This is a genomic window from Roseovarius marisflavi, from assembly GCF_900142625.1.
Classification (GTDB): domain Bacteria; phylum Pseudomonadota; class Alphaproteobacteria; order Rhodobacterales; family Rhodobacteraceae; genus Roseovarius; species Roseovarius marisflavi.
This window is the reverse complement of sequence record NZ_FRBN01000047.1, coordinates 1-11995: the sequence shown is the minus strand read 5'-3', so window position 1 is coordinate 11995 and position 11995 is coordinate 1. Positions and strand designations below refer to the sequence as shown.

The window sequence follows — 11995 nt, the reverse complement described above, 5'->3', positions numbered from 1 at the left end:
CCTTGGGTTCACGCAACAATAGCCGATATTCCTCAGGAAAAACGACTGCCATTGAATGATGTCGGAGTTTTTTGCCCCGATCAAGGCGCTCGGACGTGCGCAACGGACCTCGGGGTGTTCCAGAATGCTATCGCTGCGTAACCGGCGGCTTTAGGTGATCAATTGAGGTGACATTAAAGTTTAGTTGCGGAGGTATGGGAGCTTTGAATGCCCGGACAGTCGCGGCGCCGTAAGCCATCCCCATCTTATCCATGAAGTTTTCCTAGGACTTCGCTCAGTTCATAGAAATCTTCGTCGGTGGGTCCCGAGATGTTCGGCCATTCCTCGCCCGAGGATCAGAACTTACCAAAGTCCTGGTTGTTCCTGTATGGGATGCTAGCAGGTAGAACCTAAAGGTTATCCCCGTGACATTGCCGAGATGGGGCTCGCACACACGGTGGGCGGCAACGTGGAGCGTGCTTACAGGCGCACTGACATGGTCGAGAAGAGACGTGAGATCATGGAGGATTGGGCAAACTTCGTTCTTGGCCGCGCAACTGCGCCATCCTGACCTGTGCCGCGAATGACATTGGTGCACCGACCCATGATCGCATGCCGATGATTGTCGTTAGCGAGCCGCGTGAGAACCAACTACCCCTCCCGCGCCTGCCGCTGCGCTCTCATCAGTCATCTTTGCTCATTACTACCCCTGACTTTTCTCGCGTAGGATGTGCGGTGAGGTCCAGAAGTGCAAGAGCGCATGCCCGTAACTTCACCTTTTCTCGGCACCCACCACCTTGCACTGCTCTTCCTGACGCCGAGAACGGCTCGTGGCGTCTGCTTTTTGCACAAGGCAACTTGCCGAGGCCTCTAGGTGCTCGTAATCAGACGATGTTTTCTCAATGGAGCGGTTTCTCATGTCCAGCTTAACTGCGGTTCACCAATATCGTGAAAAAACACTGACGGCGGCATCGAAGCTGTTTGAGATTGGCGTGCTCGCTGATGCACCGGATGATGAGAGCTTCATTCTGCGGCTCAACACCCTAGTGGCACGGCGGCGGACTGATGCAGATAAAAACGCGCCGGTTGATCTCTCGGATGCAATCAAGGCTGATGGTGCGTTGAAAGCGCAGGCGGAACTGATTGTGTTAGGGCGCTGGCTTCTCTTGGAGGGGCATCCTGGAATGAAGAGACAGGGCGGACCGCAGCCAGATCCGCGACGGATATTAAAAGGCGTCGCTGCAATTTTGGCTGAGCTTCACACCCGGCCTCTCAAAACGAAGCACGATATTGCCTTGGGTGGGCGGGCAAGCCGCAAACAGGGAATTACCAAGCACGACCTTGCAAAACAATGGGACGTGCTGTTTGGGGACAAGATCACTCCCTCGATGTTTGACTCGCTGCTTCGGTCCCTGCAGCGCATTCTGCCCCTTTATCTGAAGCATCTGAAATCCGGTGCCGCGAGCCATGCTGGAATGCAGATCAAGAAGTCACCGGAGATCAAACGAGTGCTGGATGCGATTTCGGGCATTTTGCCGAAATCGAAGAAAAAACGGCCCGATATTCTGGCAGAGCCGGATGTGAAACACCCCGCTTATCTGCTCCCGTTCGAGATCGAACTCGAATATCAATCCGCCGCGCATGAAGAGGAATACCGCAAGCTGCCGAAGGGCACCCGTCCAATTGCACGGCTGCGATATGTGCCGAAAATCACGTCTGCCACATCAACATCCGGCACAATCCGAGCAGACAGGGATGGCAAGATCGTCCTCATACCGGAAGTGGATAGCGTGTATCCATTGCTTGTGCGAAGCAGAAGGAGGACCGGCATGGCGAGCACACAAGCCGATGAACAACCTGAGGTAGATGAAGCGATCGGTTCAGGCTATACGGCTGTGCTTTATGTGCACGGCATGGGCAATCAGCGCCGCTTTGAAGAGGTCAGCCGCCTGATCGATGCCATTGATACCTACCTGTCCAATTCCTTTCGCCAGCGTGGAGAAAAGCTTGGATACCTTGCAAAGATCAAACCGCGGCTAGAGCTGTGTCGGGCGTCGAAAGGTGACGACGTAACCTATGTCCGGACGCTTCATGCAAACCCCAACGAGCATGAAGAGTGGGTGTCGCCAGAAACCCGATACTACGAGATCTACTGGGCGCCGGTGATGGCGGGAATGGGCTCTCCCGGTTCGGTGATAAAGTGGATTCTTCGACAGGCAAAGCGCCCTTTGCAAACCCGCTTCAGCCCTTGGCGAGAACGCCATCGCCTGCGCCGCTCCACTTTGGCCGAATTGTATGAGAACGAGTTGAAGTGGCCAGGAAATACGCGAGCGGAGGATTTTGATAAACTTTTGCGTCTTTACTCTGACTTCGAGCGCCTCGACGTCAAGCGCGATTTTCCAGAAGGAAGCTTCGAGCAGTTCCTGTCCTTCATTGGAACGAAATATACCAAACGTCCCGAAACCACAAAGCGCCTGATAGCACTGGCGCAGGCCTGGCACCGCGCCTACATCTTGACCGAGGCGCGAAATCTTTTCTTCCTCATGACGATCCTGCTGGCCATGGTTTTGACTGGCGGTTTGTTGATCTGGTCGATCCTGTCGGTCATGCAACTCGTCTCCGGACTCTCATTCCTCACCGAAAGCAAGCTACCCTTTGCTGAATACCTGCGTGACAATTTTCACCCTTCAGTTTCCGCGGCCTCGGGCCTTTTGGTCAACTTGCTCATCGCTTTCGGTCTGGGAAAGTTCTTGACCAACTATATGGGTGATGTCGAAGCTTGGGTCACCTATGAGGAGACCGACGAGAAACATATCCGAAGGCGTCGCGTTCTAGACGAGGCGACCCGGATCGCGACACATGTGTTACTGGATCCTCGCTGCGAACGTGTCGTTGTGATCAGCCACAGCCTTGGCACCAGCGTCGCGCATGACACGTTGCTCACCCTCGCGCGAAACAACCGCGCGCGCAATCCCGCGAACCCGATCAGCGGGCCAGTGCCGTTGGAAAAGATCCGCCATTTCGTGACGATTGCGAGCCCGATCGACAAGATCAACTATTTTTTCGAAAGCACCAGAAGCGCGTTTCATCGCTATTTGCGCATAGTCGATACGTTACGGGGCGACATCAGTGAGGCTCCCTTTGCCAAGAACCGCAAGCCTCACATCCACTGGGTCAATTTCTGGGATCAAGCCGATATCATAAGCGGTCCTCTGCATTCGCCCGTCGGACGCCGAGGGCTGCTCAATCGGGTAGACAATTTCCATGTAGCCAATCTTCACGCACCCGACCCGGGCGCATCTCACTCAGCCTATTTCGGCAATCGCGCGGTGATCTCAAGGCTTTTCGACATGATTTATAGGAACCGCTACAGCTTTGGCGATGCCCCCTTGCGGGAAGACGGGAAGGGGCACGACTACGACCGCGTTATGCTTGGCCCAGGGGAGAACAAGGGCCTGCATCTCCACTTCTTCCGTTTGGTGCTGGCGCTGCCTTGGCTAGGTCTCGCCTATATCGTCTTTCTTCTGCTCGGCGCGCACTTTTTAAGTTCGGTGATCTTTGGCGTAATCATAGCTGTCTCCGCAACGATGGTCATAAGCGTGCTGATGCGCAAACTGCGCGGCGCGCGGCAGGATCTCTGAGGGGGTAATCAGGTCACGGTCAGGTAAGGATTCGGCCCGTAAGGTGTGCCCTGTTGCGGCTTTTCGATTGAAAAGGGCCAACGAGGCCAGAGGTTTTTGCCCAATAGCGTGTGTATGGGAAAGTTAAGGTCTCCATCTGCGGCGCCAGAATGCATCCCCATCGCATCCCTGCAAATTTTCTAGGACTTCGCTTAGTTAATGGAGTTCTTTGTCCGTGGGTCCCGGGATGTTGAGCCATTCCTTGCCAGGGGATCAGAACTTACCAAAGTTCGGGTGGTTCCTGTAGGCGATGCTTGCAGGTCGGAGGCGAGCAAAAAGCGCCAACTGCGCACGATAGACACATCTTGTTATGGTGGAACTGACCCTTAGGACTTAAGCCAATCACGAAAGGTCTCAGGGACGAATGTATGCCCATCCAAACCCACACCATGATCGGCAAGAAACATTGCGAGCTGCATCCTACTTGTTCAGCCCATCCAATCCCTGGCGCAGAGCCCGGACTTCATTGGTGGGTCGTTTGAAAACAAATTCTCGAAGCTTAGCGTGCCACGTGACAGGCATGAAACGGGCGGCTTTCTGAACAACAGGGCAGAGAATTCGCACTTGCCGTTCCGACGACGAGAGAGGGCAATGCAGCGGTTCCGGCGTATGCGAAGTTTGCAGAAATTCGCAACCGTTCACGCTTCCGTCTACAATCATTAGAATTCGGAAAGAACCGTTCACTCACTACACAAATTCAAACTCAACCGCGCCACTGCTCTTGCCTAGTGGCGCGGTCTCTGCGCGACATAATGGACACTGTCGCTGTCCTTGTGGCGACTGGTTCGAATTAGTCTGCCAGCACCCCCATCTGGCGTCAGGTCAGAACCGGATAGGAGAGCGGATCGCGAACGGCCTCGTAGGCAGCGCCAATCCGGAGGGTCATGACTTCGTCATTGGGGCGGCCAATCACCTGCAAGCTCGTCGGCAAGCCCGCATCAGATACACCAGTGGGTACGGACAGGGCACACATGCCAACGTAGTTCACAGGGCGCGTGAAATGGCCGGGGGACACCGCCTGATCTACTTCTTCCAGCCGCAATGCCGTCGTTGTCATTGTTGGGGTCAGCACCGCATCCAGTCCACGCATCAGGCTGATGTAGATGTCCCGGGCCTCCTCACGGTCGGACAACAAACGCATGTAGTTTGAAGCGGACATGTCCCGCCCGCCAAGCATACGGGAGCGCACATCCTCATCCATGGGCAAATCGCTTTGGTCGTAGAGATGGCCATGGTGGTAATATCCCTCTGCGGCGATAAGAGCTCCACAGGCGGCAGTCAGTTCAGCATAGGGTTTAGACGCTGAGAACGGCACCAATTCGGCACCCAAATTCCGTAAAACGCCCAGCGCCGCATCATACCCTTCGATCACATCTGAAGTACATTCGGCGCGTTCCTGCGCGTCCAGAACTCCAAGCCGCAGGCCCTTTACGCCAGCACGAAGGCTGTCAAAAAGACACCGACTCTCTTGCCGGTCCTGGTCCACGGACCATCCTGCGACACCGTCCATGGCAAGCAACATCAATGCGGTATCCTCAACCGATCTCGCAAGCGGACCCGGTGAATCCAACGTTTGGGACAAAGGCAGGATACCATCAGTCGGCAGCCGTCTTTCAGTCACCTTCAAACCCACCAACCCGCAGAACCCCGCAGGAAGGCGCACCGATCCCCCGGTATCCGTCCCGACACCACAGACAGCCATACCAGCAGCAATACTCGTCGCGGTGCCTGAAGACGACCCGCCCGGCACGCGATGCGCCTGCATGTCCCAAGGGTTGCGCGGTGTGCCCATCTTCTGGTTGGTGCCCCAGCCACCTAGCGCGCATTCGACCGTCTTGGTCTTGCCAAGCATGATCCCACCAGCGGCAAACAGGCGATGGGCTAGCGTGCCAGTCACCCGCGACACCCGGTCTTCCATCGCCTTGGAGCCGCCGGTTGTGATACGGCCTTCCACGTCGCAAATATCCTTCAGCCCGAATGGAATTCCATGAAACGGTCCCAGCCGGTTCCCAGACGCGAACATCTTATCAGCAGCTTCGGCCGCCATCATGGCATCTTCATCATACACCACCTGAAACGCGCCGATTAAAGGATCGACACGCGCGATACGGTCAAGGTGCGCGCGGATCACTTGGCTTGGTTTGACAGAACCCACCCGATAGGCGTCAGACAAATCCGTCAGCGACAGAAACGGATCATTTGGATCAATGGTCATCTGGGCATCCCCCGCTTGTATGCCAACATCTTGATACTCAGGTGCTTCTCAGTACGGCACCACGCCATCGGCGACACATGCAAATGACTGATTTATTTGGCAAGAACCTTTGCGTCTGAATCCTTCAGGAACCAGTCTTTTCCAGGAACAGCTGCAAGCAATTCACGGGTATAGGTCTCTTTCGGTGATGCAAAAAGCGTCGAGGTCGGTCCGATCTCAATCATCTTTCCACGCTGCATCACGGCGATCCTGTCACAAACCTGCGCTGCCACACGAAGATCGTGGGTAATGAAGATCATGGACAGGTTCATCCGGTCTCGAATCTCGTCCAGGAGATTCAGGATCTGCGCCTGAATCGATACATCAAGGGCCGACACAGGCTCGTCCGCGACGAGGATATCCGGCTCCAGCGCGAGCGCACGGGCGATACCGATCCGCTGCCTTTGTCCGCCGGAGAATTCGTGCGGGAAACGGCCGTAGGCGCGGGGATCAAGACCTACGATATCCAGCAAGTCCAAAGTCCGTTTTTTGGCATCCTCAGCACTTGCGCCATACATCATCGGGCCTTGCGCAATGATCTTACCGATCCGGGTGCGCGGGTTGAGCGACGCAAACGGATCCTGAAACACCATCTGGATTTTTGAGCGGTAGGGACGCATTGCTGCGCGGCCCAATGGACGCAAGTCCGTATCTCCAAGCAGGATTTCACCAGCCTCTGCATCATTCAGACGCACGATGCACCGGGCTACCGTGGATTTGCCAGAGCCACTCTCGCCAACGATGCCAAGCGTCTCGCTACGCGCAAGATTAAACGTCACATCATTTGCCGCATGAACAATCCGCTCTTTGCCACCAAACAACCCACCACCACTGCGGTAAGTCTTTTCAAGTTTGTTGACCCGCAACACGATTTCGGGCGACCGCGCGCGTGCGGGGCGTGGCGTGAGTTCCGGCACCGCGGCGATCAGTGCTTGCGTGTACGGATGTGTCGGGTTGCGCAGAACCTCATCGGTGGTGCCGGTCTCAACAACCAATCCGTTCTGCATCACAGCCACCCGATCAGCGATATCGGCGACAACGCCGAAATCATGGGTGATGAACAACACGCCTGTACCGTGCGTGGCCTGCATTTCCTTGATCAGCTTCAAAACCTGCGCCTGAGTTGTCACATCCAGTGCCGTGGTCGGTTCGTCCGCAATCAGGATTTTCGGATCGAGAGCCAGCGCCATTGCGATCATTGCGCGCTGCCGTTGTCCGCCCGAGAGTTCGTGCGGATATGCCTTGATGGCTTGCTCGGGGTCGGGCAGTTGCACGTCCCGCAGCAGTTCCAGCGCCCGGCGTCGCCTTTCTTTGCCAGGCATCTTGTCGTGAAATCGGAAGACCTCATCGATCTGAGTTCCGATCGTCATGACCGGGTTCAGTGCAGTCATAGGCTCCTGAAAAATCATCGATATTTCTGACCCGCGTATCTGCCGCAAACGATCATCACTGACTGTTGTCAGATCCTCACCTTGGAAAAGTACGCTACCTTTGGCAATCCGGACATGTGGCTTGGGCAGCAAACCCATAACGGCACGTGCCGTCAAAGACTTACCCGATCCGCTTTCTCCTACCACGCAAAGGATCTCGTTCGCTTCGAGATGCAGATCCATTTTCTGCACCGCATAGGGACGCTGACTGTCGGCGGGCAAGGCGATATGAAGATCGGTGATATCCAGCAGGCGAGTCATGAACGTTCCCTCAGACGTGGGTTCAGGGCATCATTTATGCCTTCGCCGACCAGATTGATGGCAAGAACCGTCAGAAGGATGGCGATACCCGGGAAGGTACAAACCCACCAGGCAGAACGCAGAAGCGTGCGCCCTGCCCCAATCTGAAAACCCCAACTCATGATATTGGGGTCACCCAGACCCAGAAAAGCCAGCCCACTTTCGATCAGAATCGCAGTCGCCACCATAAGGGATCCGATAACGATAACAGGCGACAGGCAATTTGGAAGGATTTCGCCCATCATAATGCGAATATCTGACATGCCAAGTGTGTGGCACGCCTGCACGAATTCTCTGTTGCGCAAAGAAAGAAACTCGCCCCGCACCAGACGCGCCACCGCAGGCCACGAAACAACTGCGATAGCAATCACGATGCTTTCAATCGAGGGTTTCATGATAGCAACCAGCAGGATGGCAAAGATAAAAGACGGGATCGTCTGGAACATCTCCGTCACGCGCATCAGCAGGTCGTCTATGATACCGCCGTAATATCCGGCGAGTGCCCCCATGACGATACCAACACACACCGCCACAAGTGTCGCCAGAAGGCCGATCAGCAGCGACGTTTTCGCGCCATGCGCAATTCCTGACGCGACATCGCGGCCCAGGCTGTCGCTTCCCAGAAGGAACCCGTTTTCACCGGGGGGCGACATGGATTGGCCTGCAAGGCTAAATGGATCGTCAGGGAAGAATATCCCGGCGGTTACCGCCATGAATGTGATAAGGACCAGAATAGCGAGGCCCACAACAGCCCCGCGGCTTCGGGCAAAGAGCTTCCAGAATGTCATGTGTCAACTCACCTCTATGCGTGGGTCGAGCGACGAATAGATGATGTCGACCACGAGATTGACTGCTACCACTAGAAGTGCCGAAAGGAGGAAAATCCCAAGCAGAAGGTTCAGGTCCCGGGAGAAGAGTGCCTCGAAGGCAAGCATACCAAGTCCCGGCCAGGCGAAAACAGATTCAACAATCACGGACCCCCCAATCAAAGCGCCTACTTGTACACCGGCCATAGTGACCACAGGTAGCAAGGCGTTTCGCAACACGTGCACAAACATAATCCGGTTCTCTGTCAAACCTTTCGCGCGCGCGGTTGTCACATAGTCCTGTCCGGCCTGCTCGAGCATCGAAGCACGCATCAGTCGCGTATAGAGGGCAAGGTAAAATAAAGAGAGCGTGATCGCGGGTAAAACCAGATGATGCGCGATGTCCCAGACACGGTCCCAGCCCTCGTAAAACATTGCGAAGTTTTCCATACCAGAGGTCGGAAACCACTTCAGATTAAGCGCAAATACAACGATCATCATCAGCCCGACCCAGAAAAGCGGCGTAGCATAGGTGATCAATGCAAAGATGGAAATTGCTGTATCGCGCCATGTGTTCAGTCCCATCGCCGCCACAAGGCCAAGAAGGATACCAAAACCCACCGCAAGCGTGATCGTTGCGACCATCAGCAGGAGCGTGGGCATCATACGGTCCAGGATAAGCTCACTGACCGGCATTTCGTGACGGAACGAATATCCCAGGTCAAAGACCATGACGTTCTTGAGATAGACCGCCAGTTGCACCGGCAACGGCTGGTCCAGTCCAAACTTTGCGCGCAGTTCGGCCATGTATTCGGGCGTTGCTGATCCGGCCTCACCGGCAAGAACATCGACGGCATCACCTTCTGCCAGCTGAAGGAGCAGAAAGTTCAGAACAACGATGGCCAGAACGATCGGAATGGCCTGCAGAAGACGCTTCACGACATACCGCATGCGCCGAGAAAAATGAGACAAATTGGTATTCCTTCTTGCTTGGCACCGGCCTCAGCGGCCGGTGCCGCGCTCGTTTAAATCACTCGTCGAGCCAAACGCGATCGAACGGGCCGTATGCACCCAGCGCAGACGTCGCATGATCTTTGAGCTTTTCGTTATAGACAGTCAGGAACTGCATCTCGAAAAGGTTCGCGACAGGCATATCCTCGGCGAGAATGTCCTGCACCTCACCATAGATTTCTGCCCGCTTGGTTGCATTAGCTTCCTGCGCACCGGCAGCCAACAGGGCATCAAGCGCCGGGTTGGAATACCGAGAGGAATTCACAAAATGCGTACCCTGGCGGATTTGGTCAGTACCGTAATGGCGATGAACGCCCAGCACCGGGTCAGGCAGCTGGTAGAAGTAGTTGATGTTCATCTCGAAGTCATAATCGGCGTAGATCCGCTTCAGCCATGTCGGCACATCTTCGTAGCGAATCTCGAGCGAGATCCCGATCTCGCTCATGGCCTGCTTCATGTACTCACCGGCGCGGCGCCAGTCTTCTCCATAAGGGATCAGGTCAAGCACAGCAGTTGCACGGATGCCATTGGCGTCAGGTGTGATACCAGCCGCGTCCAACATGGCGATTGCACCAGCAACATCAGCATTTGCCGGGTAGTTTGGTAGGCCAGCCTTGTACAGACCTGTCGGCGCAAAGTTAGTCGACAGTGCAGATGTCGCAGGTTTGCCGTATCCGAACCAGATGTTCTGGATCAGGAATTCGCGGTCGATCGCAAGCGAGATTGCCTTGCGGATCTCCGGATTATCGAAGGGTGCCTTGGTTGTGTTGAACTCGATCAACGCCATCGGGTTGATCATGGAATAGCCATCGGTTGTAACCGAGAACCCGTCCATATCGCGAAGGCGCACAGCATCAATGTTCGGAATGGCACCATAAGCGCCATACATCACTTCACCGTTTTCCATCGCGGCTGTACGGGTTGACGCATCCGGGATAAACCGGCCTACGATACGTTCAATGTACGGCAGACCGGCCTTCCAGTAGTTTTCGTTCTTGTCGAGGCGGATATACTGGCCTTTCTTCCATTCGACGAACTTGTAGGCACCGGTACCGACGGGGTTGGTCGCAAGATCCGAGCTGCGAAGATCGGTGCCGTCCAGTAGGTGCTTGGGGACCATCGGGCTTTCATAGCCGGACAGAGCACGCAACATATACGGCGCCGGGTTGGCAAGATTGAAAACCGCGGTGTAGTCATCGGGTGTGTCAATGGACGTAACTTCACGGAACGAGTTCGGTCCGCGCGGGTGCACTTCTTTGAGAACAGACATCACTGTGAATTGCACATCGGCCGAGGTGAACGGTTCGCCATCGTGCCAGTTCACACCATGACGAAGAGAGAACGTCACGGTCTTGCCGTCTTCGCTCACATCATAGCTTTCAGCGAGCGCGGGTACGATGTTCAGATCATTGTCATAGTCGAACAGGCCATCGTAAATCTTGGGTGCCACCAGACCGATAGGTCCCGAGGTCGACAGAAAGGATGCCAGCGATGGCGGCTCGGGCTGTACGAGATACACAAATGTACCCCCCGCTTTCTGTGCGTCCGCAGGAGCAGCGCCTAGCGCCAATCCCAAGGTGCAAAAGGCCGCAGCGGCCCATTTACGTAAGCTCATTTTTAGTACCTCCAGGTCAGAAAAGTCTTGTCGTCTTTTTGTTTACTCAGCGTAATGTTGGCTGTCTTAGGCCGACGTTGCAAGTCGCGAGACAAAGCAACTCTAGAAAATCTGCATATTTTTTAGTCAATTCCACTAAAATGCATATTTCTGCAGCAACATCGACAACCGCATCGTCAGCCAAAACCGGCTTGAGGCGGGCACGGCGTATTTGTAGCGTGTGGAGATGACCAAACCTGATCCATTTCGCTACTTCAAAACGAGCGGTGAGATAATCCGCCTAGCAGTGATGCTGTACGTGCGGTTTCCCTTGTCGCTCCGCAATGTGGAAGATCTGCTCCATGAGCGCGGCATTGATGTGAGCCATGAAGCTGTGAGATACTGGTGGCACAGGTTCGGTCCGATGTTTGCGCCCGAGATCCGGAAACGGCAGATTGCCGGAATGAAATGCAGCCGATGGCGATGGCAATCATCAAACGGGACCGGATTAAGCTCTGGAGCGTGAGAACCGCCGGATTCTGCAAGCCAATGAGATATTTAAGAAGTCATCTGCGTATTTCGCCAAGGCAGAGCTTGACCGTCATTCGCGGCACAGGTCAGGATGGCGCAGTTGCGCGACCAAGAACCAAGTTGGCCCACTCCTCCATGATCTCGCGTCTCTTTTCGACCATGTCAGTGCGCCTGTACGGGTTCACTAGATCAAGCAGGCAACCGCATTTATTACTTTGATACTTAGCTCGCCTCATCGGCTGCAAATAATCCTCACGTTCTTATGAAAAGAAGTGGCTCCTGCTACGAATGAATGAGCCGTTGCATCGAATGACCTGTGTGGATGGCTCCTGCATAGCAAGACATTTTTGATCAGATTTGTGCATTTGTCAGAAGCAGTCATGTGTCCGGCCTGTTTGCGCGGTTTTGAC

General features: G+C 55.0%; 6 protein-coding genes and 2 pseudogenes. 3 read left to right on the top strand and 5 right to left on the bottom strand.

Features of this window, described 5'->3' with window-relative positions:
- The first annotated feature begins 896 nt into the window (after nt 1–896).
- On the top strand, nt 897–3620 hold the full coding sequence (locus tag BUB78_RS19320; RefSeq protein WP_139279410.1) for a hypothetical protein: 2724 nt from the start codon (nt 897–899) through the stop codon (nt 3618–3620).
- Nucleotides 3621–4172: 552 nt separating this feature from the next.
- Nucleotides 4173–4388, top strand: a pseudogene (locus tag BUB78_RS21010) (DDE-type integrase/transposase/recombinase); the annotation flags it as partial.
- A gap of 88 nt (nt 4389–4476) precedes the next feature.
- Here BUB78_RS21010 and BUB78_RS19310 read toward each other — a convergent pair.
- The 5 genes from BUB78_RS19310 to BUB78_RS19290 all read right to left on the bottom strand — a co-directional run bounded on the left by BUB78_RS19310 (nt 4477) and on the right by BUB78_RS19290 (nt 11075).
- Complete coding sequence (locus BUB78_RS19310) at nt 4477–5874, bottom strand: amidase (protein WP_073200973.1); 1398 nt, start codon at nt 5872–5874, stop codon at nt 4477–4479.
- A 92-nt stretch (nt 5875–5966) separates the two neighbouring features.
- On the bottom strand, nt 5967–7604 hold the full coding sequence (locus BUB78_RS19305) for an ABC transporter ATP-binding protein (RefSeq protein WP_073200971.1): 1638 nt from the start codon (nt 7602–7604) through the stop codon (nt 5967–5969).
- Nucleotides 7601–8431 carry an ABC transporter permease gene (locus tag BUB78_RS19300; protein WP_073200969.1) on the bottom strand — a complete coding sequence of 277 codons (831 nt, stop codon included), beginning with the start codon at nt 8429–8431 and terminating at the stop codon, nt 7601–7603. The genes BUB78_RS19305 and BUB78_RS19300 overlap by 4 nt, the downstream gene beginning before the upstream one ends.
- Nucleotides 8432–8434: 3 nt before the next feature.
- Nucleotides 8435–9400 (bottom strand): ABC transporter permease, encoded by a 966-nt coding sequence (locus tag BUB78_RS19295; RefSeq protein ID WP_073200967.1) that lies wholly within the window; start codon nt 9398–9400, stop codon nt 8435–8437.
- A gap of 79 nt (nt 9401–9479) precedes the next feature.
- Nucleotides 9480–11075, bottom strand: coding sequence for an ABC transporter substrate-binding protein (locus tag BUB78_RS19290; protein ID WP_073200965.1), 1596 nt, complete (start codon nt 11073–11075; stop codon nt 9480–9482).
- 226 nt (nt 11076–11301) lie between these two features.
- Between BUB78_RS19290 and BUB78_RS21005 the strand changes: the two are divergent.
- Nucleotides 11302–11541, top strand: a pseudogene (locus BUB78_RS21005) (IS6 family transposase); the annotation flags it as partial.
- Nucleotides 11542–11995 lie beyond the last annotated feature (454 nt).

Bases quoted from the DNA above. Each gene is read 5' to 3' on its own strand.
- BUB78_RS19320 (WP_139279410.1), top strand. From the start codon at position 897: ATGTCCAGCTTAACTGCGGTTCACCAATATCGTGAAAAAACACTGACG.
- BUB78_RS19310 (WP_073200973.1), bottom strand. From the start codon at position 5,874: ATGACCATTGATCCAAATGATCCGTTTCTGTCGCTGACGGATTTGTCT.
- BUB78_RS19305 (WP_073200971.1), bottom strand. From the start codon at position 7,604: ATGACTCGCCTGCTGGATATCACCGATCTTCATATCGCCTTGCCCGCC.
- BUB78_RS19300 (WP_073200969.1), bottom strand. From the start codon at position 8,431: ATGACATTCTGGAAGCTCTTTGCCCGAAGCCGCGGGGCTGTTGTGGGC.
- BUB78_RS19295 (WP_073200967.1), bottom strand. From the start codon at position 9,400: ATGCGGTATGTCGTGAAGCGTCTTCTGCAGGCCATTCCGATCGTTCTG.
- BUB78_RS19290 (WP_073200965.1), bottom strand. From the start codon at position 11,075: ATGAGCTTACGTAAATGGGCCGCTGCGGCCTTTTGCACCTTGGGATTG.